General features: G+C 70.3%; 24 protein-coding genes and 3 tRNA genes. 21 read left to right on the forward strand and 6 right to left on the reverse strand.

The genetic code is table 11. From position 1 onward, the window contains the following. Positions 1-134: 134 nt before the first annotated feature. Complete coding sequence (locus tag ACWGDX_RS22380) at positions 135-1385, reverse strand: sensor histidine kinase (protein ID WP_453628089.1); 1251 nt, start codon at positions 1383-1385, stop codon at positions 135-137. A gap of 176 nt (positions 1386-1561) precedes the next feature. Between ACWGDX_RS22380 and ACWGDX_RS22385 the strand changes: the two genes are divergently transcribed. The 13 genes from ACWGDX_RS22385 to ACWGDX_RS22445 all read left to right on the forward strand — a co-directional run bounded on the left by ACWGDX_RS22385 (position 1562) and on the right by ACWGDX_RS22445 (position 13449). Then, positions 1562-1954 (forward strand): NADH-quinone oxidoreductase subunit A, encoded by a 393-nt coding sequence (locus ACWGDX_RS22385; protein ID WP_363082044.1) that lies wholly within the window; start codon positions 1562-1564, stop codon positions 1952-1954. Beyond that, a complete protein-coding gene (locus ACWGDX_RS22390) occupies positions 1945-2616 on the forward strand; it encodes an NADH-quinone oxidoreductase subunit B (RefSeq protein ID WP_453628091.1) in 672 nt (223 codons plus the stop codon). The genes ACWGDX_RS22385 and ACWGDX_RS22390 overlap by 10 nt, the downstream gene beginning before the upstream one ends. Next, complete coding sequence (locus tag ACWGDX_RS22395) at positions 2613-3653, forward strand: NADH-quinone oxidoreductase subunit C (RefSeq protein WP_453628093.1); 1041 nt, start codon at positions 2613-2615, stop codon at positions 3651-3653. Before ACWGDX_RS22390 ends, ACWGDX_RS22395 begins: the two co-directional genes overlap by 4 nt. After that, positions 3650-4618, forward strand: coding sequence for a complex I subunit 1/NuoH family protein (locus ACWGDX_RS22400; RefSeq protein WP_453628095.1), 969 nt, complete (start codon positions 3650-3652; stop codon positions 4616-4618). The genes ACWGDX_RS22395 and ACWGDX_RS22400 overlap by 4 nt, the downstream gene beginning before the upstream one ends. After that, complete coding sequence (locus tag ACWGDX_RS22405) at positions 4618-5268, forward strand: NuoI/complex I 23 kDa subunit family protein (protein WP_453628097.1); 651 nt, start codon at positions 4618-4620, stop codon at positions 5266-5268. Before ACWGDX_RS22400 ends, ACWGDX_RS22405 begins: the two co-directional genes overlap by 1 nt. Next, the gene (locus ACWGDX_RS22410) at positions 5265-5897 is read left to right on the forward strand and encodes an NADH-quinone oxidoreductase subunit J family protein (RefSeq protein WP_453628099.1); all 633 of its coding nucleotides are present in this window, start codon (positions 5265-5267) and stop codon (positions 5895-5897) included. The genes ACWGDX_RS22405 and ACWGDX_RS22410 overlap by 4 nt, the downstream gene beginning before the upstream one ends. Beyond that, positions 5897-6247 carry an NADH-quinone oxidoreductase subunit NuoK gene (gene nuoK, locus ACWGDX_RS22415; protein ID WP_453628101.1) on the forward strand — a complete coding sequence of 117 codons (351 nt, stop codon included), beginning with the start codon at positions 5897-5899 and terminating at the stop codon, positions 6245-6247. Before ACWGDX_RS22410 ends, nuoK begins: the two co-directional genes overlap by 1 nt. Beyond that, a complete protein-coding gene (locus ACWGDX_RS22420; protein ID WP_453628103.1) occupies positions 6244-8250 on the forward strand; it encodes an NADH-quinone oxidoreductase subunit 5 family protein in 2007 nt (668 codons plus the stop codon). Before nuoK ends, ACWGDX_RS22420 begins: the two co-directional genes overlap by 4 nt. A 27-nt stretch (positions 8251-8277) precedes the next feature. Beyond that, positions 8278-9843, forward strand: a complete 1566-nt coding sequence (locus ACWGDX_RS22425) for a complex I subunit 4 family protein (RefSeq protein ID WP_453628135.1) — start codon at positions 8278-8280, stop codon at positions 9841-9843. After that, positions 9840-11465 (forward strand): NADH-quinone oxidoreductase subunit N, encoded by a 1626-nt coding sequence (locus ACWGDX_RS22430; RefSeq protein ID WP_453628105.1) that lies wholly within the window; start codon positions 9840-9842, stop codon positions 11463-11465. Before ACWGDX_RS22425 ends, ACWGDX_RS22430 begins: the two co-directional genes overlap by 4 nt. A gap of 353 nt (positions 11466-11818) precedes the next feature. Beyond that, on the forward strand, positions 11819-12682 hold the full coding sequence (gene htpX / locus ACWGDX_RS22435) for a zinc metalloprotease HtpX (protein WP_453628107.1): 864 nt from the start codon (positions 11819-11821) through the stop codon (positions 12680-12682). Next, a complete protein-coding gene (locus tag ACWGDX_RS22440) occupies positions 12679-13071 on the forward strand; it encodes a YccF domain-containing protein (RefSeq protein ID WP_453628108.1) in 393 nt (130 codons plus the stop codon). Before htpX ends, ACWGDX_RS22440 begins: the two co-directional genes overlap by 4 nt. Positions 13072-13179: 108 nt before the next feature. After that, entirely contained in the window at positions 13180-13449 is a 270-nt protein-coding gene (locus ACWGDX_RS22445; protein ID WP_363082055.1) for a GlsB/YeaQ/YmgE family stress response membrane protein, read from the forward strand. A 62-nt stretch (positions 13450-13511) separates the two neighbouring features. Here the strand turns inward: ACWGDX_RS22445 and ACWGDX_RS22450 are convergent, their stop codons facing one another. The 3 genes from ACWGDX_RS22450 to ACWGDX_RS22460 all read right to left on the reverse strand — a co-directional run bounded on the left by ACWGDX_RS22450 (position 13512) and on the right by ACWGDX_RS22460 (position 15315). Further along, on the reverse strand, positions 13512-14171 hold the full coding sequence (locus tag ACWGDX_RS22450) for an alpha-ketoglutarate-dependent dioxygenase AlkB family protein (RefSeq protein WP_453628110.1): 660 nt from the start codon (positions 14169-14171) through the stop codon (positions 13512-13514). Then, the gene (locus tag ACWGDX_RS22455; RefSeq protein WP_453628136.1) at positions 14168-14671 is read right to left on the reverse strand and encodes a methylated-DNA--[protein]-cysteine S-methyltransferase; all 504 of its coding nucleotides are present in this window, start codon (positions 14669-14671) and stop codon (positions 14168-14170) included. Before ACWGDX_RS22455 ends, ACWGDX_RS22450 begins: the two co-directional genes overlap by 4 nt. Before the next feature lie 155 nt (positions 14672-14826). After that, entirely contained in the window at positions 14827-15315 is a 489-nt protein-coding gene (locus tag ACWGDX_RS22460) for a YajQ family cyclic di-GMP-binding protein (RefSeq protein ID WP_453628112.1), read from the reverse strand. Between the two features lie 242 nt (positions 15316-15557). Here ACWGDX_RS22460 and ACWGDX_RS22465 point away from each other — a divergent pair. After that, positions 15558-15639: transfer RNA gene (locus tag ACWGDX_RS22465), tRNA-Tyr, on the forward strand. Between the two features lie 250 nt (positions 15640-15889). Here the strand turns inward: ACWGDX_RS22465 and ACWGDX_RS22470 are convergent. Continuing rightward, on the reverse strand, positions 15890-16549 hold the full coding sequence (locus tag ACWGDX_RS22470; protein ID WP_453628114.1) for an SDR family oxidoreductase: 660 nt from the start codon (positions 16547-16549) through the stop codon (positions 15890-15892). A 58-nt stretch (positions 16550-16607) separates the two neighbouring features. Next, positions 16608-17867 (reverse strand): amidohydrolase family protein, encoded by a 1260-nt coding sequence (locus tag ACWGDX_RS22475; RefSeq protein ID WP_453628116.1) that lies wholly within the window; start codon positions 17865-17867, stop codon positions 16608-16610. Between the two features lie 427 nt (positions 17868-18294). Here ACWGDX_RS22475 and ACWGDX_RS22480 point away from each other — a divergent pair. The 7 genes from ACWGDX_RS22480 to ACWGDX_RS22510 all read left to right on the forward strand — a co-directional run bounded on the left by ACWGDX_RS22480 (position 18295) and on the right by ACWGDX_RS22510 (position 22055). After that, positions 18295-18367: transfer RNA gene (locus tag ACWGDX_RS22480), tRNA-Thr, on the forward strand. A gap of 47 nt (positions 18368-18414) precedes the next feature. Then, positions 18415-18487 (forward strand) — tRNA-Met (locus ACWGDX_RS22485). A gap of 92 nt (positions 18488-18579) precedes the next feature. Continuing rightward, positions 18580-18744, forward strand: coding sequence for a 50S ribosomal protein L33 (gene rpmG, locus ACWGDX_RS22490; RefSeq protein WP_003956487.1), 165 nt, complete (start codon positions 18580-18582; stop codon positions 18742-18744). 126 nt (positions 18745-18870) lie between these two features. Beyond that, a complete protein-coding gene (locus ACWGDX_RS22495) occupies positions 18871-19323 on the forward strand; it encodes a MaoC family dehydratase N-terminal domain-containing protein (protein WP_363082059.1) in 453 nt (150 codons plus the stop codon). A gap of 5 nt (positions 19324-19328) precedes the next feature. Beyond that, on the forward strand, positions 19329-19757 hold the full coding sequence (locus ACWGDX_RS22500) for a MaoC family dehydratase (RefSeq protein WP_453628118.1): 429 nt from the start codon (positions 19329-19331) through the stop codon (positions 19755-19757). Between the two features lie 131 nt (positions 19758-19888). Next, positions 19889-20449, forward strand: coding sequence for a TetR/AcrR family transcriptional regulator (locus ACWGDX_RS22505; protein WP_453628120.1), 561 nt, complete (start codon positions 19889-19891; stop codon positions 20447-20449). 136 nt (positions 20450-20585) lie between these two features. After that, entirely contained in the window at positions 20586-22055 is a 1470-nt protein-coding gene (locus ACWGDX_RS22510) for a DHA2 family efflux MFS transporter permease subunit (protein ID WP_453628121.1), read from the forward strand. The last annotated feature ends 38 nt before the right edge of the window (positions 22056-22093 follow it).

The following is a 22093-nucleotide window of genomic DNA, read 5'->3' on the forward strand; positions in this document are numbered from 1 at the left end:
AGGGCTTCCATGTACCTCATGCTGCTGGGACGAGGGGGGTCGCCACCATGAGGCCGGTCTCCGTCTTCACCCTGGGGTTTTCCCCACCCCGGAGGGTGCGCCTCCCGGGGGATCGGGCTCCGGCGCCGGCCTTCTCAGGCTTTTCCGCGCTGCCACCAGGGCAGTTCGGCCGTGACGACCGTCGGACCGCCGGCCGGTGAATCGAGGACGAAGAGCCCGTCGACCGCGCCGAGCCGCTCGGCCAGCCCGGACATGCCCGTACCGCCGTCCAGCCGCGCGCCACCGCGCCCGTCGTCCGTGACCCGGACCAGCAGCCGGTCCTCCGTGCGCCGGACGTCGACGGCCGCGGCGCGCGCCCCGCTGTGCTTGCTGACGTTCTGGAGCAGCTCGGAGACCGTGAAATACGCGATGCCCTCGATCGCCTCCGCGGGCCGCTCGGCCAGCTCGACGGTCACCTTCACCGGGACCGTGCAGCGGGAGGCGATCGCGGACAGGGCGGCGTCGAGCCCCCGGTCGGTGAGGACGGCGGGGTGGATGCCGCGTGCCAGATCGCGCAGCTCCTGAAGGGCGAGCTTCACCTCGCCGTGGGCCTCGTCGACCATGCTCGCAGCGGCTTGCGGGTCCTCTGTCAGCTTCTCCTTGGCGAGACCGAGCCCCATGGCGAGGGCGACCAGGCGGGCCTGGGCGCCGTCGTGGAGATCGCGTTCGATCCGGCGCAGATCGGCGGCGGCCGTGTCCACGACCACACCCCGGTCCGACTCCAGCTCGGCGATCCGCCGCTCCAGCTCGTCGGAGGGCGACAGCAGCCCCCGCACCATCGCCCGGTCCGCGTTGGTGAGCCCCCGCGCCACATGGGGAAGGACCGGCCACAGGACGAACAGACCCACCAGCGCCACGGTGAACGTCACCACGCCCCAGGGCAGCCGGATGAACTCGTACAGCACGGTCCGCCAGGCCACCGGGTCCTTCAGACCGGCCCACACCCAGCTCAGCAGACCTTCGGAACGGCCTGCGCGCTCGGACCCGCGTCCGCGCCCCCGCCGGTACAGGGAGCTCGGCTCGTCGATCCGTATGCCCAGCAGCGCCCGTGCCCGCGCGCGCTCCGCCCGGCCGAGCAGCCGCGCACCCGTGAGACCGCCGACGAACCAGGGCAGACCGATCACCGTCACCGACAGCGCCGCGCCCGTGGAGACGGTGAACACCACATAGATGAATCCGGCCAGCGCGAACGGAAGGTTCGTGAGGAGATACGCGATCTCCTTCCAGGTGTGCCGCTCGAACGCGAAGCGCACGGGCGGTGGCCGGTCATCGGGCCGGTCATGGGGCCGGTGGTCGGGCCGGCCGGCGGTCGGGCCGTCGTCGGGGAGGCTGTCGCTCACGGTCATGAGGCCAAGCCTGCACGGACGCGATGGCCCACGCCATGGGGTAGCTGGGTGAGGTGAAGTAGGGATAACCCCACTGTCGAGACGCGGCTGCTTACCAAGTCTTTAACAGGGCCTAGACTCCCGTCCGTACAGATCGTCGAAGAAATTACTACGAGGTCAGGGAGCGAGGGACGGACGTGTCGCGATCGACCGTTCTCGCGTCGGACTACTTCCAGAGCTATTCGGTGGTCGGACTGCTCGCGGTCGTCGGTGTGCTGTTCGTCGCCGTGGCCTTCGGAGCGGGCCGGCTGCTGCGGCCGGTGGTGCCGACGCCGGAGAAACTGCTCACCTACGAATGCGGTGTCGATCCCGTGGGCGAGGGCTGGGCGCACACGCAGGTCCGCTACTACGTCTACGCGTTCCTCTATGTGATCTTCGCGGTCGACTCGATCTTCCTGTTCCCCTGGGCGACGATCTTCGCCGCTCCCGGATACGGCGTCACGACACTGGTCGAGATGTTCATCTTCCTCGGCTTCCTCGCCGTGGGACTGCTCTACGCATGGAAGAAGGGCGTCCTGGAATGGACGTGACCCCCGCCGCCTCCGGCCCGCTCGCCGTCCCCGCCACGGCCGCCGTCCCCGCCTCGGCCGCCGCGTCCGTCGGCCGATCGCGACCGGAGCCGCTGCCGGAGCCGAGCCGTCTCGGTGTGCTCTCCCGGCTGGCCCCCCAGCCCATGAAGGTGGTCCTCAACTGGGGCCGCCGCTACAGCCTCTGGGTCTTCAACTTCGGGCTCGCCTGCTGCGCGATCGAGTTCATCGCCGCTTCCATGTCACGGCACGACTTCATCCGGCTCGGGGTGATCCCGTTCGCGCCGGGGCCGCGCCAGGCGGATCTGATGATCGTCTCGGGCACGGTCACGGACAAGATGGCGCCCGCCGTGAAGCGGCTCTACGAGCAGATGCCCGAGCCCAAGTACGTGATCTCCTTCGGCGCCTGCTCCAACTGCGGTGGCCCGTACTGGGACTCGTACTCCGTCACCAAGGGCGTCGACCAGGTCATCCCCGTCGATGTCTACGTACCGGGCTGCCCGCCCCGTCCCGAGGCGCTGCTCCAGGGCATCCTGAAGCTCCAGGAGAAGATCGCCCGCGAGTCGCTCGGCGAGCGCTACGCCTCGGGCGGCCGGCCCTCGGTGGCCGCGCTGCGCAGCGGTCTGGTCGCCGCGCCGCCGACACCGGGGGAGGGCGCCTCATGAACGAGCGGGACAGGCACGCGACCGGCCGGGACGGCGACGGCGCGCTCGCTTACGACCGGCTCCCTGACGCGGTCGCGGAGATCTTCGGCGAGGAGGCCACGGCGGAGCGCGCGTACGACCTGCTGACGGTCGACGTGCCCGCCCTTTCCTGGATCGCCGCGCTCGAAACCGCCCGCGACCGGCTGGGCTGCACCTACTTCGACTGGCTGAGCGCCGTCGACGAACCGGGTACGGGTTTCCGCGTCTGCGCCCATGTGGTCGCCCTGGGCGACGGTACGGTCCGCCGGCTGCTGATCCGTACGACCGTGCCGCACGAGGCGGCCGTCCTGCCCACGGCCATCGGCGTCTACGCGGGCGCGGGCTGGCACGAGCGGGAGACACACGAGATGTTCGGCGTCGCCTTCACCGATCATCCGAACCTTGTCCCCCTTCTTCTCCCCGAGACCTTCGAAGGCCACCCGCTGCGCAAGGACTTCGTCCTCGCGGCCCGGGTCGCCAAGGCCTGGCCGGGCGCGAAGGAGCCGGGGGAGTCCGACCACGGGGGCCCCAAGCGCCGCCAGATGCTTCCGCCCGGCGTGCCCGACCCGAATGAGTGGGGGCCGCTCAAGGGGCAGCTCCCGCCCGCCCCGGCCCGTCCCGCGCGCGGGGCCCGCGCCGCCGGCGACCGTCCGGTCCGCCGTACGCGGAGCGCCTCGGAGGGCTCGGCGAGCCGCCCGGCGCGCCCCGAGGGTGCTGGAAACGAGCCGACGGGCGGTACGGAGACGGCCCCGCCCCCGTCCGCGCCGGACGCGCCCTGGCACAAGCCCCGCCCGGCCTTCGACGGTGGCGACGGAACGGCTCCCGAGAACGGGAACCCGGCCGGGAGCCCCGAGCGTGGGGAGCGCCCGGAGCGCGACGGCTCCCAGGACAACGGCAGCCGGAGCAGTGGCCCGGAAGCCGACGGCCCGGCGAGCGACGGCCCCCCAAGTGACCGTCCGGCGAGTGACGGCCCGGCGAGTGACGGCCCGGCGAGCGACGGCCCCGGAGGAGACGCGTGAACGACGTACTCGACGTCGCCCTCCGGCTGATCATCGTCTTCGCCGGCTTCCTGGTCCTCCCTCTTGTCGTCGGGCAGGCCGAACACAAGGTGATGGCCCATATGCAGGGCCGGCTCGGCCCCATGCACGCGGGTGGCTTCCACGGCTGGGCCCAACTCGTCGCCGACGGCGTCAAGTTCGCGCAGAAGGAGGATGTGGTCCCGGCCGACGCCGACCGCCGTGTCTTCCAGCTCGCCCCCGCCGTCGCCCTTCTCCCGTATCTCCTGGTCCTGGTGGCGATCCCGGTCGGCCCCGGCGAGGGCGCGGTCGGCCAGGCCGTCGACGCGGGCATCTTCTTCGTGCTCGCCGTGCTGGGCGTCGGAGTGCTCGGCTCACTCATGGCGGGCTGGGCCTCCGCCAACAAGTTCTCCCTGCTCGGCGGGGTGCGGACCGCCGCCCAACTCCTCGCGTACGAACTGCCGATGCTGCTCGCCGCCGCCTCGGTCGCGATGGCGGCGGGCACCGTCTCGATCCCCGGCATCCTCCACGCCTTCGAGTGGTGGTGGCTGCCCTGGCAGATCGTCGGCGCCCTGGTCTTCTTCGTCGCGGGGCTCGCCGAACTCCAGCGCCCTCCCTTCGACATGCCGGTCGCCGACTCCGAGATCATCTTCGGCGCCTACACCGAGTACACGGGTCTGCGCTTCGCGCTGTTCCTCCTCGCCGAGTACGTGGGCATCGTCGTCCTCTGTGCCCTGACCACCGTCCTCTTCCTCGGCGGCTGGCACGGTCCGTTCGGCGCCGACGGCCTCGGCTGGGTGTGGACGCTTCTCAAGGTGGCCGTGCTCGCCTTTGTCGTCATATGGCTGCGGGTGAGCTATCCGCGGCTGCGTGAGGACCAGCTCCAGAAGCTGGCCTGGACCGTACTCATCCCGCTCGCTCTCGCGCAGATCGCGCTCACCGGCATCGTGAAGGTGGCGATCAACTGATGCCCCCGATTCCCGGCTCCGGCCTGGCCAAGGGCCTGGCCGTCACTCTGCGGACCATGACGAGGAAGACCGTCACCGCGCAGTATCCGGAGACCCAGCCCGAACTCCCGCCCCGCAGCCGGGGAGTGATCGCGCTGTTCGACGAGAACTGCACGGTCTGCATGCTCTGCGCCCGTGAGTGCCCCGACTGGTGCATCTATATCGACTCCCACAAGGAAACCGTCCCGGCCACGGCCCCCGGAGGCCGCGAGCGCAGCCGGAACGTCCTCGACCGGTTCGCCATCGACTTCGCGCTCTGCATGTACTGCGGTATCTGCATCGAGGTCTGCCCTTTCGACGCGCTGTTCTGGTCGCCGGAGTTCGAGTACGCGGAGACGGACATCCGTGAACTCACCCATGAGCGGGACAGGCTCCGCGAATGGATGTGGACGGTGCCGGCGCCGCCCGCACTCGATCCCGGCGCGGAGGAGCCGAAGGAACTCTCCACGGCCCGCAAGACGGCCGAGAAGCTCGCGGCCGCACAGCGCCAGGAACGTGAGCAGGGGGAACAGGACCGAACCCGGGAGCCTGGACCGGACCAGGGGGACCAGGGACCGGACCGGCGGGACCAGGGACCGGGCCCGGCACCGGGACAGGAGGCCGGCGAGTGAGCCTCGCAGCGACGGCGGCAACCAGCACGGTGGCGGCCGGCACCGCGGCGGCCGGACACGGTTTCCTCTCGCCGACCGGCGTCGAGATCACCTTCCTCCTGGTCGGTCTGGTCACCTTCGGCGCGGCCCTTGTCACCGTCACGACCAGACAACTGGTGCACGCGGCCCTCTGGCTGGTCGTGACACTCGGCGGCCTGGCCGTCGAGTATCTGCTCCTGACGGCGGAGTTCATCGCCTGGGTGCAGGTCCTCATCTATGTCGGTTCCGTCGTGGTCCTCCTCCTCTTCGGACTGATGCTCACCAAGGCGCCCATCGGCCGCTCCCCGGAGGCCGATTCGGGCAACCGCCCGGTCGCGCTGGCCGTGGCGGTCGCCGCCGCCGCTGCCCTGGTCTGGGTGGTCGTCGACGCCTTCCGCACCACCTGGGTCGATCTGGGGGGGCCGGCCCAGGGCTCCACCGAGGTGTCCGGACGGTTCCTGTTCCGGAACTGGGTGCTGCCCTTCGAAGCCCTCTCCGTGCTTCTGCTGGCCGCCCTCGTCGGCGCGATCGTCCTGTCCCGCAAGCACGGCACGGCGGCGAACGGCTCAGCGCCCCTGGGCGGTACCGGCAGCGGCAAGGAGCAGCGCTGATGCATCTCGTCTATCCCGCCGTGCTCGCGGCCCTCCTCTTCTGCACCGGGGTGTACGGGGTGCTCGCGCGCCGCAACGCGATCCTCGTCCTGATGTCCGTCGAGCTGATGCTGAACGCCGTCAACCTCAATCTCGTCGCCTTCGACGTCTGGCTCCGCGACACGCTCCACACCGGCCAGGCGCTCACCCTCTTCGTCATCGCCATCGCCGCCGCGGAGATCGGCATCGGTCTGGCGATCGTCCTGATGGTCTACCGCAACCGCGGCACCTCGGACATCGACAAGCTCCGTGACACCGCCGAGCGGCAAGAATCCGACGCACCGGCGCAGAAGGCCGAGGCCACCGCGTGACCACCACGACCCTCGCCGTCCTCGTCCCCCTTCTGCCCTTCCTCGGTGCCGTCGCGGGACTGCTCCTCGGCCGCACCTCGCCCGGGTTCGTACGCCCGCTGGCCGTTCTGCCGACCCTGACGGCCGCCGCTCTCGCCGTCGTCGTGGCCGTACGCCAGGGCGGTGGCTCCGGCGGCGGTACGGCGCCGCTGGAAGCCGCGACCCGGCTCACCCCCACCGGCTCGGTCCCCATCGACCTCGCCCTCTCCATCGACGGCTTCGCCGCGCTGGTCGCCGTCCTCGTCGGCCTCGTCGCGTCCTGCGTGCAGATCTACTCGACCGGGTATCTGCGCGGCGACGCGCGCTACCCCTCGTACGCGGCTCTGGTCTCGCTCTTCACCTCCGCGATGCTGCTCGTCGTCTACTCCGGCGATCTGATGGTGCTCCTGGTCGGCTGGGAGATCATGGGCATCTGCTCGTACTTCCTCGTCGGCCACTACTGGGAGACCCCCGAGGCGCGTGCCGCCTCCCTCAAGGCGTTCCTGGTCACCAAACTCGGCGATGTCCCCTTCCTCTTCGGGCTGTTCGCGCTCGCCACCGACGCCGGTACGTTCCGGATCGGCGGCATCCTGGAGACCGTCGCGAGCGGTGGCCTGGACCACCCCACCCTGGTCGCGCTGCTGCTGCTCGCGGGGGTGGCGGGCAAGTCCGCCCAGTTCCCGCTGCACACCTGGCTGCCGGACGCGATGGCGGGCCCCACGCCCGTCTCCGCGCTGATCCACGCCGCGACGATGGTCGCCGCCGGTATCTACTTCGTGGCCCGGCTCCTCCCCGTCTTCGCCGCCTCGACGGCCGCCCTGGTGGTGCTGGCCGCGATGGCCGCGATCACCATGGTCGGTTCGGCGCTCGCCGCCCTCGCCCAGGACGACATCAAGCGGGTCCTCGCCTACTCGACCATCGGCCAACTCGGCTATATGACCGGTGCCCTGGCCGTGGGCGACCGCGGCGCGGCCGTCTTCCACCTTCTCGCGCACGGTGTCTTCAAGGCCCTCCTCTTCCTCGGCGCGGGCGTGATCATCCACGCCGCCGGCACCAACTCACTGGCCGCCATGTCCCGTATGAGCGGCCTGCCCAAGCGCATCCCCGACGCCTACTGGACGATGGCGGTCGCACTGCTCGCCCTCGCCGCGATCCCTCCCTTCGCGGGCTTCTTCTCCAAGGAGTCCGTCCTCGTGGCCGCCGAGCACGCCGCCTTCGGCGAGGCAGCCGACACCTCCGGCGCCGCGGGCTGGACGGTACTGATCGCCGGGCTGCTCACCGCCCTCCTCACCGCCGCCTATGCCACCCGGCTCTGGCTGCTGGCCTTCCGCGGCCGCGGCGCCGAAGCCCCCGACCACGGGAAGCAGCCGGTCGCCATGAACGCCGTCCTCTGGGTGCTGGCCATCCCCTCCATCGGACTCGGCCTGGCCGTCGGCTATCTCCCCGACTGGTTCGACGGACACACCCTCGCCCCGAACCTCACCACCTCCGTCCTCGGCACGGGAGTCGTGCTCGTCGGCGGTCTGGTCACCTACGCGTGCTGGCGGCACACCACGGCGCTGGCCGCCCGCACCCCGATCGGTGCCGTCCTCGCCCACCCCGACGCCGAGCCCGCCCTCGCGGAGGTGGAGGCCATGGAGATCCACACCCGTGTCTACGGCTCCATCGCCTCGGCCCCCGACCCGGCGGACCCCGGCCGACTGCTGCTGGGACCGCTGCACCGCCACGCGGCGGTCGGCTTCCATCTCGACGCCCTGTACCACCGGCTGTTCGTACGCCCCGTGCTGGCCGCCGCCCAGTTGGTCCGCTTCCTCGACCGCGAGGTCGTGGACACCTACGTACGCGGAGCGGGCACCGGCACCCGCTGGCTCGGGGCCGCGGTGCGCCGCGCGCAGACCGGCAATGTGCAGACCTATATGAGCGCTCTGCTGGCCGGCTCCGTCGTCCTGGCGATCGCCGCCGTACTCGTCGCCGCCGGAGCGTGAGCCGTGATCGATATCAGTGAGTCCGTGATGCAGTTCCTTCTCGCGTTGATCGTCGTCGGGCCGCTCATCGGCGCCGTGGCGGCGCTCCTGCCCGCTCCGCCGGGGCTGCGCGGCAAGAGCCCCGACCAGGCCGTGCTGCGCCACGGTGTGACCGTGACCGGCGCGATCCTCGTCGCCGCGATCGTCCTCGCACTCGGCTTCGACCACGACCACCCGTCGAGGATCCAGGCCACGACGGACATCAGCTGGATCGCGGCCCTGGACATCCGGATCCATCTCGGCATCGACGGCATCTCACTCCCCCTTCTGGTCCTGACGGCGCTGCTGACCTTCCTCTGCGCGCTCTACAGCTACTTCAAGCAGCCGAAGGGCGCCTCGCCCAAGGCGTTCGTCGCCCTCCTGCTCCTCCTCGAGTCCGGCACCCTCGCCACCTTCGCCGTCCTCGATCTGATCCTCTTCTTCCTGGCCTTCGAGACGGTGCTGATCCCGATGTACTTCCTGATCGCCCGCTGGGGTGGATCGGAAGGAGTCGCCGGCGGCAGGCAGGCCGCCGCCTGGAAGTTCATCCTCTACACGCTGCTCGGTTCCGTGGTCATGCTGCTCGGCCTGCTGCTCATCGGGCTCCGCGCAGGCACATTCGACATGGTGGCACTCGCCACTGACAACGGCCGTGGACTCAGTACATCCGTGCAGGTCATCGCCGTTCTCACGATCGGTCTCGGCCTGGCCGTGAAGACCCCGATGTGGCCGCTGCACAGCTGGCTCCCGGATGCCCACACCGCCGCCCCGACCGTCGGTTCCGTCCTGCTCGCCGGAGTGCTGCTCAAGATGGGTACGTACGGTTTCGTCCGTATCGTCCTGCCCATCGCGCCGGACGGGATGCGGACCTTCGCGCCCTATCTCGCGGCGTTCGCCGTCGTCGGCATCATTTACGGGTCCCTGGCCTGTCTCGCCCTCGCCAAGCAGGGCGCGGGCGGCGACCTCAAACGGCTGATCGCCTACTCCTCCGTCGGCCACATGGGCTTCGTCCTGCTCGGTATCGCGACCATGACACCCACCGGCGTCAACGGCGCGCTCTTCGCCAACATCGCCCACGGCCTGATCACCGGCCTGCTGTTCTTCCTGGTCGGAGCCGTCAAGGACCGGTACGGCACCGCCGACCTCGACACCCTCGCCGGGGCGACCGGCGCCGCGCTCTACGGCCGCGCACCCCGCCTCGGCGGTCTGCTCGCCTTCGCGGTCGTCGCCTCCCTCGGTCTGCCGGGACTGGCCGGATTCTGGGGCGAGATGCTCGCGATGTTCGGTGCCTTCGACCCCGCGGACGGACTGAGCCGCCCGGCCTTCCTCACCTTCATGGTGATCGCCGGCCTCGGTACCCTCCTCACCGCCGCGTATCTGCTGATCGTCGTACGACGGGTCTGCATGGGTGTGAAGCCGCAGGAGACGTCGCACCTCGCCGATGTCCAGACCTACGAATTCGCCACCTGGACCCCGCTCGTCGCCCTGACCGTGCTCGCCGGACTCTGGCCCGCGGTCCTCCTCGGTCTGACCGACCCCGCCGTGCAGCAGCTCCTCGCAGGAGGCAAGTCGTGACCGTGGCCGCCGAGAGCGCCGCCGGCGCCGTCAGCCTCGTCCAGTCCGTCGACTGGCTCGCGATCGCGCCCCCGACCGTCACGGCCGTGGTCGCCCTGGTCGTCCTGGTCGCCGACCTCTTCGTACCGGAGCACCGCAAGCCGCTCCTCGGCGCGCTCACGGTCGCCGGTCTCGCCGCCGCGCTGGTCACGCTCCTGCCGTTGCGCGAGGGCGACCGCTCGACGTTCTGCCTCCCCACCGACGCGGCGGTGTGCAGCTACACCGCCGACCACTTCGCGCTCGTCATCCAGCTTCTGGTGCTCGGCGGGGCGCTGCTCACCGCGCTGCTGACGATGGGCGGCGAGACGCGGAAACTGCCCGTAGGGGAGTACTGGTTCCTGCTGCTCGCCTCCGCGGCAGGCGCGGCCCTGCTGCCTGCCGCACGCGATCTCGCCACCCTGGTCGTCGCGCTGGAGGTGGCCTCCCTTCCCGCCTTCGCGCTGGTCGGGCTGAGGCGGGGCGACCGTCTCTCCTCCGAGGCCGCGCTCAAGTTCTTCCTCTCCTCCGTCACCGCGACGGCCGTGATGCTGCTGGGTGTCAGCTTCGTGTACGCCACGACCGGCACGCTCCATCTCACCCGGATCGCCGCGCGGCTGGAGGCGGGCGTCCCCGGCCCGCTCGACACCCTGGCGCAGGCGGGCGTCGCCCTGACCCTCGTGGGGTTCGCGTTCAAGACGGCCGCGGCCCCCTTCCACTTCTGGGTCCCGGACACCTATGTGGGCGCGCCCCTGCCCATCGCCGCGTATCTCTCCGTCGTCAGCAAGGCGGTCGGTTTCTCGGGGCTCATCCTGGTCGCCGTCATCGGCTTCCCCTCGTACGCGGACGTCTGGGCCCCCGTCCTCGCCGTGCTGGCCGCTCTCACCATGACCGTCGGCAATGTCGCGGCGCTGCGGCAGTCCGCCACGCGCGCGCGGAGCGCGGTACGGCTGCTCGCCTGGTCCTCCGTCGGCCAGGCCGGCTATCTGCTGGTGCCGATCGCGGCCGCGGGCTACACGGACGGCCGGCCGAACGGCTCTCTTGTGCCGATCGGCTCCACCGTCGCGTACGCCCTGATGTACGCCGTCGTGAACCTGGGCGCCTTCGCCGTGGTGGTCCTGGTGGCTCGTACGGAGCCCCTGAACCGCGTCTCCGACTACCAGGGGCTCGCCGCCCGGCGGCCGCTCGTCGCCCTCGCGATGGGCTTCTTCCTGCTCTGCCTGGCCGGACTGCCCCCGGGTGTCATCGGCCTGTTCGCCAAGGTCACCGTCTTCTCGGCGGCCGTCGACGCGGGGCTCGGCTGGCTGGCTGTGGTCATGGCCGTCAATGTGGTCATCGCGCTGTACTACTACCTCCAGTGGACGACGGTCCTCTTCCGCGCCCCGGAGGGAGCCGGTGAGGCAGCCGCGGAGCCGGGCGAGGACGCGGCGGCCGGCGGACCCATGGGACCCGGCGCGGTCGGCGAGCCCTCGGGTCCGGGGGAACCGGTCATACGCAGGGCCCCCGCGGCCCTCACCACGGCCATCGCATTGACCGCCGTGGCCGGGCTCGCCCTCTCCGGAGCGCCGCAACTCGTGCTGCGCTTCGCGGGCACCAGCCTCTTCTGAGCCCGCGCCAAGCCCTTCGCCGAGCCCCGCGCCAAGCCCTTCGCCGAGCCCCGCGCCAAGCCCTTCGCCGAGCCCCGCGCCAAGCCCCGCTCCAAGTCCCGCGCCGAGCCCTGCCCCGAGACCGCTCAAGACCCCACTCCGGGCCCGCCGGGACCACGAACCCCGTCCCGCATCACCGCGCTCCCCTTCGAGTGCTCCCGCGGACGCCCCCACCCGTACGGCGTACGCCCACGGCCGGGCGCGCCAGGGAACCCGTACCGCTCGCCTGGCGTTGACCAGTACGGAAGGGTCCACTGGAGAGTGGAGAAGCACCAGCGAAGGGTTCCCCCGCCGCACCACCTGGAGGGCGTACCGTGCACCGCCGGCACAACGGGTTGAGGACCGCCGTACTCCTCGGGGGACTGTCCGCACTCATCATCGGGATCGGCAGTATCTTCGGCCGTACGGGCCTGATCGTCGCGCTTGTCGTGGCCATCGGCACCAACGCGTACGCCTACTGGAACAGCGACAAGCTATCGCTGCGCGCCATGCGTGCCCGCCCGGTCAGCGAATTCGAGGCGCCGCAGCTCTACCGCATCGTTCGCGAGCTGTCGACTGCCGCCCGCCAGCCCATGCCGCGGCTGTACATCTCACCGACCCAGGCGCCCAACGCCTTCGCCACCGGCCGCAATCCACGCAATGCCGCCGTCTGCTGCACGGAAGGCATCCTCCAGATCCTCGACGAGAGGGAGCTGCGCGGCGTCCTCGGCCATGAACTGAGTCATGTCTACAACCGGGACATCCTGATCTCCTCGGTCGCCGGCGCCCTCGCCTCGGTCGTGATGTTCCTGGTGAACTTCGCGTGGCTCATCCCCGTGGGCCGTTCCGACGACGATGACGGCCCCGGTGTCTTCGGGTTTCTGCTGATCATGATCCTGGGTCCACTGGCGGCCACGGTCATTCAGCTCGCGGTGAGCCGGTCGCGTGAGTACGAGGCGGATGCCTCGGGCGCGCAGATCACCGGTGACCCGCTCGCCCTGGCGAGCGCGCTGCGGAAGCTGGAGGAGGGGACGAGACAGCTCCCGCTGCCGCCCGAGCCGCGTATCGAGACCGCCAGCCACATGATGATCGCGAATCCCTTCCGGCCGGGACAGGGATTCGCGAAGTTGTTCTCGACGCATCCGCCGATGGCGGAACGCATCGCCCGACTGGAACAGATGGCAGGTCGCCGACCATGAAGACAATCCTCAATGTCATTTGGCTCGTCCTGTGCGGCTTCTGGATGTGCCTCGGCTATCTGCTGGCCGGAGCGCTGCTGTGCATCACGATCATCGGAATCCCGTTCGGCTTCGCCGCTTTCCGCATCGGGTTCTACGCGCTGTGGCCCTTCGGCTATATGGCGGTCGACCGCCCCGGCGCGGGTGCGCCGTCGTTCGTCGGCAATGTCCTGTGGCTGGTCCTCGCGGGCTGGTGGCTCGCCCTCGGTCATATCTTCACCGGCATCGCGCTCTGTGTGACCATCATCGGAATCCCGCTGGGCTTCGCCAACTTCAAGCTGATCCCGATCTCGCTGATGCCGCTCGGCAAGGAAATCGTGCGCACCGACCAGCCGTTCGCCGCACGCTGAGCCGACGCCGACGCCGACGCCGATGCCGACCCGGGAACCGGTCCCGCAACCGCGAGCCCTGTCCATGACGTCTTTCCTGGCGACACGGACGAAAGGCAGGTTCAGGGCATGAGTATCATCGGCTGGATCATTCTCGGACTGCTCGCCGGAGCCGTCGCCAAGATACTGCTTCCCGGCCGGGACCCCGGTGGGCTGATCGGTACGACCGTCATCGGTATCGCGGGGGCGTTCATCGGCGGCTGGATCTCGGCCCGCTGGCTCGACCACCCCATCAACGCGGACTTCTACGACGGAGCCACCTGGGCCGCCGCCATCGGCGGGGCGCTCGTGCTGCTCGTCATATACCGGATCATCTTCGGCCACTCACGGTCCCGCTGAGCCGACCGGACAGCGCGGAGCCGGACAGCGCGGAGCCGGACCGCCTCGACGGCGACCCCACCTCAGCCGAGGCCCGTCTCCCGCAGGGTGATGTTCAGCCGTCCGCGGGGCATCCCCGTCGCGGGGTCGGCTGTTCCCGGATACACCTTGGGCACGCCGTGGTAGGCGAAACGGGCCGGTCCTCCGAAGACGAAGAGGTCGCCGGAGGAGAGCTCCACATCCGTGTACGGCCGCCCCCGGTTCTCCGTACCGCCGAAGCGGAAGACGCAGCGGTCGCCGATGCTCAGGGACACCACCGGGGCGTCGGACTCCTCGTCCTTGTCCTGGTGCATCCCCATCTTGGCGTCACCGTCGTAGAAGTTGATCAGCGCGGTGTCCGGGGTGTACGCCGCGCCGGCCGCCGGATCGCCGTACGCCTCGGTGAGCGCCGCGCGCCCCAGCCGCAGCAGCCAGTCCGGGAACACCGCGACCCGGGCGCCGTTCACATCCCCGGCGGTACGGGTGTATCTGTACGGCTGCCAGTGCCAGCCCACACAGACGGTCTGCACGGACATGACACCGCCGTTCGGCAGCACCGTGTGCCGGATCGGTACCGGCCCTCGCGCCCAGTCGCGGCAGGCGTCCACCAGCTCCCGCTGCCGTTCCTCCGGCAGCCAGTCGGGGACATGCACCGCTCCGGGCGCGATGACCGCCCGCGGCCTGGGGAAGAGCTCTCCGCTCATGACACGAGCGCACCCTCCAGGCCGAGGAGGCGCTCCTTGCGCTCCAGCCCGGCGGCGTAGCCGCGGAGTGCTCCGTCCGCCCCGATCACCCGGTGGCACGGCCGTACGACCAGCAGTGGATTCCGCCCGATCGCCGTCCCTACCGCGCGCACCCCGGCCCCGGCGGAGCCGACCCGCGCGGCGATCTGTCCGTAGGTCACGGTCACGCCGTACGGAATGGCGTCCAGCGCCTGCCAGACCCGCCGCTGGAAGTCCGTACCGCCGTCCACGTACTCCAGGTCGAACTGTGTCAGCCCGCCCTCGAAATACACCCCGAGCTGCCCGGTGATCTCGTCGAACGCCTCGGGCGCCCGCACCCATCCGTCCCGGACTACAGCCGCGCCCTTCTGCTCCGGCAGGGAGAGCGAGGCGAGCGCGACGCCACCCTTCGCGGTGGCGGACTCCTCCCCGGCCAGAAGCAGTTCACCCAGCGGGCTGTCCATCGTCGCGTACACGGTCACGGTCATCACTCGTTCCTCTCCCGCAGCGCGGTCCGCTGTCTCCCAGTGACGAGTCTGCGCCTCCGAAGCCCCGGAAGCTGGCGGAAATCAGACATCACGCCCGAAGAGCCCCCGCCGTTTCGGGCGCGCGTCCGTGCGGGTCGGAGCGGAGGTGATTACCGGTAGTTCACGAACTGGAGGGCGAAGTCGAAGTCCTGGCCCTTCAGCAGCGCGATCACGGTCTGGAGGTCGTCGCGGCTCTTCGAGCTGACCCGCAGTTCATCGCCCTGCACCTGTGCCTTGATCCCCTTGGGACCCTGGTCGCGGATGATCTTCGCGACCTTCTTGGCGTTGTCCTGGGAGATGCCCTCCTCGATCGTGGCGAAGATCTTGTACTCCTTGCCGGACAACTGCGGCTCGCCGGCGTCCAGCGACTTCAGCGAGATCCCGCGCTTGATCAGCTTGGACTGGAAGACGTCGAGGATCGCCTTGACCCGCTCCTCGGAGTTCGCCTCCATCAGGATCTTCTCGCCGGACCAGCCGATGGAGGCTCCGACGTTCTTGAAGTCGTAACGCTGAGAGATTTCCTTCGCGGCCTGGTTGAGGGCGTTGTCGACCTCCTGCCGCTCGACCTTCGAGACGATGTCGAAACTGGAGTCGGCCATGTCCTGTGGCTCCTTGTATCGGTGCTGCCCGGGAGCTGACCGGGCAGCACATCGGGTGCTCGTCGCATGCTCGCAGCGCGGCCGGACACCGCCGGTCGCTCCCGTAAAGCCTAGTCACCCGCACCCGCCCGAAGCGCTGATCAATCCGGTGGCGGAGCACCCCTGGGCATCGGGTATCGTTTACGTCGTTGCCACGGAGCACCGCCTCACAGCGGCCCATCCGAACGGCAGCGACATCCCATGGCGGTGTGCCCGAGTGGCCAATGGGAGCGGACTGTAAATCCGTCGGCTTAGCCTACCCAGGTTCGAATCCTGGCGCCGCCACGCGATAAAAGAGATGGCCCCTGATCTGCGGAGACGCGGATCGGGGGCCATTCGCTTACGAGCCCGTCCACGCACCCGCGCGAGCCCACGCACCCGCGCGAGCCCACGCACCCGCACGAGCCCCGGCCCCGCACTCGTACGAGGACCCCGCACGGGCACCGAGGCCCCGCACGGGCTCCCCGGCCAAGTGCCGTGCCGGGGAGCCGATATGAGCGGGCGTCGGGGAGCGGGGCCGTGGTTCAGTGGCGGCTCATCGGGCGCTCGCCGCCGCCCTCGTGGCCTCCGCCACCGGTACCGTGCCGCTGATCAGTTCCAGGGTCAGACCCGTCGTGTCCGGACTCTCCAGCAGCTCCGCGAGCACCGCCGCCACATCGTCGCGCGGCACCGGACCGCGCCCCACCGACCTCGCCAGCGACACGAGCCCGGTGCCCGGGTCGTTCGTCAGCATTCCCGGGCGCAGGATCGTCCAGTCGAGAGCCGACCTGGACCGTACGTCCTCCTCGGCCGCGCCCTTCGCCCGCAGATACACGTCGAAGACGTCGTCCCCGCGGTGATCCGGGTTCGCGCCGGTCGAGGAGACCAGGAGATAGCGCCGTACACCGGCCCGCTCCGCCGCGTCGGCGAGCAGGACCGCTGCGCCGCGGTCCACCGTCTCCTTGCGCGCCGTGCCGCTGCCGGCGCCGGCGCCCGCCGCGAACACCACGGCGTCCGCGCCCTTCAGCGCCTCGGACACCTCCTCCACCGAGGCCGACTCCAGGTCCAGCACGACCGGTTCGGCGCCCGCCTTCCGCAGATCCTCCGCCTGCTTGGGGTCGCGGATGATCCCCACGACCTCGTTTCCGCGCTCGGCGAGCAGCCGCTCCAGCCGTAGCGCGATCTGACCATGTCCTCCGGCGATCACCATTCGCATGGTCACGACCGTACGCCGGACAGGGCCGTTGCCGCCTCGCGCGACTGCGCCGTACGGCTCACGGGCCGCTGTGCGGGAGGTCGGACCGGCCCTGGCGCGGGAGTTCCAGCGCGACCGTCGCCGCCGTGTCGCAGTACTCCCGTACCGCGCTCGTACGGGCCACCACCCGCCCCCGGTGGATCACGATCCTGCTGTACGCCAGCGACAGCATGTCCGCGATCCGCTCCCCGCGCACCGCCAGCAGCTCCGCGGGGAAGCCCGCCTCCACCTGTACCTCCGGCAGGCCCATCGCCGCCCGCGCCGCCGTGCTCACCGTGTCGTACGCGTCCGCCGCCCGCATCCCGGTCTGCGAGGCCAGCAAGTAGGCGGCCTCCAGCGGATCCCCGCGGCCGACCGGATTCGACACGTCGCGCAGTGCCCCGCTGCCCGCCGCGACCCGGACACCGGCCGCCCGCAGCAGCGGTACGGGAGCGACGCCCCGCTGTCCGGGCCCGCCCCGTTCGACGCCTCCGCAGCCACCCTGCGGCAGACAGATCACCGTCACACCGGCCGCCGCCAGCCGGGCCGCCGACCGTGCCGCGACATCGGCCGGCAGCCGGGACAGCCCCGCGCACGGTCCGATCGTCACACCCGGCCGCATCCCGCCCGCCATCGCCGCCAGCCGGGCGAGCCGGGCCGGGTCGTCACCGTCCGTATGCAGATCGACCGGGCAGCCGTGCTCGGCGGCGATCGCCAGCACCGCTTCCGCGTACCCGGCGGGATCCGGATCGAGATCGGGACAGCCGCCCACCACCCCGGCGCCCATCTTGACCGCGTCGCGCAGCATCGCGAGCCCGTCGGCGCCCGCGCGCCCCGTCAGCAGCCGCGGTACGGCGACAGCCGTCAGATCGCCGAGGCCGCGCAGCGAACGCCGCGCCTGGAGCACCGCCTCCATCCTGCCCAGTTCCTGCGCGTCCCCGATCCGTACGTGGGAACGCAGCGCGGTCGCGCCGTGTCCGAGCTGGAGCAGGGTGGCCTCGGTGGCCCGGCGCTGTACGTCCTCGGGGGCGTACGAGACCGGCCCGTCGCAGGTGAGCGCGGTGAGTGCGGTGTCGCAGTGGGCATGCGGTTCGGCCGGGGCGGGGAGCAGCAGATAGCCGGCGAGATCCAACCGGGAGCCGTGCGCGGTGAGGCTGCCGGCCGTGCCCACGGCCTCGATCCGGCCCGCGCTGAGCCGTACGTCGACGGTACGGCCGTCGGTGAGGCGGGCGCCGGTCAGCACGAGCGCGCTGGAGTCGGCCGTGCCGCCGTCGGACGGCCGCGGGTGGCTGTCGGGCATCGCGCTCCTGGTGCCGGCTTTCCTGGTGGGGGTGGTGCGGGTGGTGGGGCGGTGGGCGTGGGGCGGTGGGGGCGGCGGGGACTTTCCGGTGGGCTCGGGCGTGCAAGATCACGCGGCCTGGGTCGAGCCTAGGGGCGGCTCAGCCGTGCTTCGAGGAGGAGCGCAATAGTCGTACCGGCGAGCCCACCCCCGGGCCCGCCTGTGGCCTGTGAGGTGCCCCGGGACGCTCGGGACGGCTGAGGTGTCCCCTCGGGACTGCTGGGCTCAGGGGCTCGCGCTGGGTGGCAAGGCGGGGCGGGGGAGTGCGCGGGAACAAGCCTGGACGCGGCCTGGACGCGGCTTGGACACGGCCGGCCAAGAGCCGGGAAAGTGACGGGGAAACGGATTTGGGCGAACGGCGACCAACCGTGTAATGTCTTCATCGCTCGCCCCAATAGCTCAGTCGGTAGAGCGTCTCCATGGTAAGGAGAAGGTCTACGGTTCGATTCCGTATTGGGGCTCAGATGTTCGGTGATCCTCGCCCTCGGGCGAGGAGATCCAACATCGAAGCGGTGTAGCTCAGTCGGTAGAGCAAGCGGCTCATAATCGCTGTGTCACCGGTTCAAGTCCGGTCACCGCTACACACAGTAGCCGATTGCGGGGTCGGTCCTTCGATCGGCTACTCTTTTATGCGTTCATCTGTTCATCCGTTGTCCGTCCAAGGAGCACTCACGTGGCTGCCACCGACGTCCGCCCGAAGATCACGCTGGCCTGCGTGGAGTGCAAGGAGCGGAACTACATCACCAAGAAGAATCGGCGTAACAACCCGGACCGTCTTGAGATGAAGAAGCATTGCCCGCGCTGCAACTCGCACACCGCGCACCGCGAAACGCGCTGAATCAGGCTCGTATGCGAGGCCGTCCCCACTGGGGGACGGCCTCGTGTCGTTTGTGGCGCCCCTGTTCGTCTGTAACGGCCCCGTGCCGTTATGTAGTGGTCACATCCATCAGGAGGGAGCGAGTCCATGGCGCTCGATCAGTCCTTCGTGGGGCGGAGCTATCCGCCCACCGAGCCGTACGAGGTCGGCCGGGAGAAGATCCGCGAGTTCGCCGAGGCGGTGCGCGACCCCAATCCGGTGTACACCGATCCCGAGGCTGCCAAGGCGCTCGGCTACAGCGACCTGATCGCCCCACCGACGTTTGTGTTCGCGATCACATTCAAGGCGGCGGGTGATGTCATCGCCGATCCGCAGCTCGGTCTGGACTACAGCAGAGTGGTGCACGGCGACCAGAAGTTCGCCTACTCCCGTCCCGTACGGGCGGGGGACCGGCTGACCGTCACCTCCACCATCGAGACCATCAAGTCGCTCGCGGGGAACGACATCATCGACGTACGCGGCGAGGTGCACGACGAGGCCGGCGAGCATGTCGTGACCGCGTGGACGAAGCTGGTGGCACGCGCCGCCGAGGAGGCGTGAGGCCGGTGACGGCGAAGATCGGTTACGACGAGGTCGAGGTCGGTACGGAACTGCCCGCGCAGAGTTTCCCCGTCACACGGGCGACGTTGGTGCGGTACGCGGGTGCCTCGGGGGACTTCAACCCGATCCACTGGAACGAGAAGTTCGCCAGGGAGGTCGGCCTGCCGGATGTCATCGCGCACGGCATGTTCACCATGGCCGAGGCGATCCGGGTGGTGACCGACTGGGTCGGCGACCCGGGGGCCGTCGTCGAGTACGGCGTCCGCTTCACCAAGCCCGTCGTGGTGCCCAACGACGACACGGGCGCGCTGGTCGAGGTCAGCGCCAAGGTCGCGGCCAAGCTGGACGACAGCCGGGTCCGGGTGGATCTGACGGCCATGAGCGCGGGGCAGAAGGTGCTGGGGATGTCCCGTGCCGTCGTCCGCCTGGCCTGATCCCGTGCCCCAGTTCTCCTGTGTGTCTGTAAGGGGTGCTCGCCCACTGCGGGTGCCCCTTACCTCCGCTCCCTCCTTGCCTCTCACGCCGTCGCTTGACAAAGTTAGTGAGTGGCCAATAACTTTCTAGTATGGTCAGGATGAGCGCAGAAGAGCGGCGCGAGAGCGTCATCCGCGCGGCGGTCACCGAGTTCGCCCGCAGCGGCTACAACGGCACCTCCACCGAGGTGATCGCCCGCCGGGTGGGTGTCTCGCAGCCGTATCTCTTCCGGCTCTTCCCGAACAAGGAAGCCATGTTCCTCGCCGCGGCACAGCGGTGTCTCGTCGACACCACGCGCGTCTTCGAGCAGGCGGCCGCGGGGCTGGAGGGCGAGGAGGCCGTCCGCGCCATGGCCGCCGCGTACCAGCGGCTCATCGCCGACGATCCGGAGAAGCCGCAGATGCAGATGCAGATGTTCGTCGCGGTGGCGTCCGCCGAGGCTGCGGGTGACCACGACTTCGGCAACAGTGTGCGGGCCGCGTGGCTGGACCTCTGGGACACGGTCCATCTCGCACTCGGGGCGGACATCGACGAGACCACCGCCTTCTTCGGGCACGGAATGCTGATCAATACCCTGGTCTCCCTGGGGTTTCCGCCCGGGGACCGCGTCTGGTCCGGTTTCTACGACTCGGCACGGCCCGCCGGCGACTGAGTTCCGGGGCGAACCCCGAGCCCCGAGCCCTGCCCCGCCCCTCTTCGGCTCTCCTCGTACCGTGCACATGCTCCGGGCTTTTGTCTGTCCAGGAAAGTTAGTAATCAATAACTAATCTGAACTGAAAGGAAGAACGATGACCCCGTCAGCAGCCCGCGGCTCCGCCGCCTGGGCCCTGGTCATCACCGGTGCCGCCAGCTTCATGGCGGCCCTGGACAACCTCGTCGTCACGACCGCGCTGCCGTCCATCCGGGAGGACCTCGGCGGCGCGCTGGAGGATCTGGAGTGGACGGTGAACGCCTACACGCTCACCTTCGCCGTCCTCCTCATGTTCGGAGCGGCCCTCGGCGACCGGTTCGGCCGGCGCAGGCTCTTCCTCGCCGGTCTCACGATCTTCACCGGGGCCTCCGGCGCCGCGGCCCTCGCGCCCGGTATCGACGCGCTGATCGCGGCGCGCGCCGTCCAGGGCGTCGGCGCGGCGATCATGATGCCGCTCGCCCTCACCCTGCTCACCGCCGCCGTCCCCGCGGAACGGCGGGGAGCCGCCCTCGGTATCTACGGCGCGATCACCGGACTCGCCGTCGCCAGCGGTCCGCTCGTCGGCGGAAGTCTCACCGAGCACTTCTCCTGGGACTGGATCTTCTGGCTGAACGTCCCGATAGGCCTGGCGCTGCTGCCGCTCGCCCGGCTGCGTCTGAAGGAGTCCCACGGGCCGGGCGCCCGGCTCGACATCCCCGGCACCGTACTGATCAGCGGCGGTCTCTTCGGCGTCGTCTACGCCCTGGTCAACGCCAACGCCGAGGGCTGGACCAGCACCACCGTCCTGCTGGGCCTGTTCGCGGGGACGGCGCTGCTCGTGGCCTTCGTACGCCATGGACTGCGCCGCCCGGACGCGACACTGCCCATGCGCCTCTTCAAGAGCCGTGCCTTCACCGGCATCAACGCGGCGAGTCTGCTGATGTTCCTGGGCATGTTCGGCTCGATCTTCCTGCTCAGCCAGTTCCTCCAGGGTGTGCTCGGCTACTCGCCCACGGAGGCCGGACTGCGGATGCTCCCCTGGACGGCGATGCCCCTGCTCGTCTCGCCGATCGCCGGTCTGGTCTCCGACCGCGTCGGCGGCCGTCCCGTCGTCGCGACCGGGCTGGCCCTCCAGGCGGTGGGGCTCGGCTGGTTCGCGCTGGTCATCGAACCCGGGGTGTCGTACGCGGCCCAGCTTCCCGCTCTGATCATCAGCGGTATCGGTATGGGGCTGTACTTCGCCCCGGCCGCCAGCCTGGTCATGTCCAGCGTCCGCCCTGCCGAACAGGGCATCGCCTCCGGCGCCAACAACGCCCTGCGCGAGGTCGGCGGAGCGCTCGGGGTCGCGATCCTCGGCGCGGTCTTCGCGGCGCGCGGCGGTTACGGGTCCGCCGACACCTTCGCCGACGGCACCGTCCCCGCGCTCTGGATCGGTGCGGGAGCGGTGGCGCTCGCGGCGCTGACCGCACTGATCATCCCGGGACGGCGCGCCGGACGGACCGCCCCGATCGGGGACGGGGAGAAGGCCGCGGACGCCGACGGGACCGGGGACACGGACGAGGAGCAGCGCGAACGGGTGGCCGTCTGACCTTGCACCCGCCCGGCCCACACCGCTCGGTCACGGGC

It is taken from the genome of Streptomyces sp. NPDC055025, from assembly GCF_053608565.1.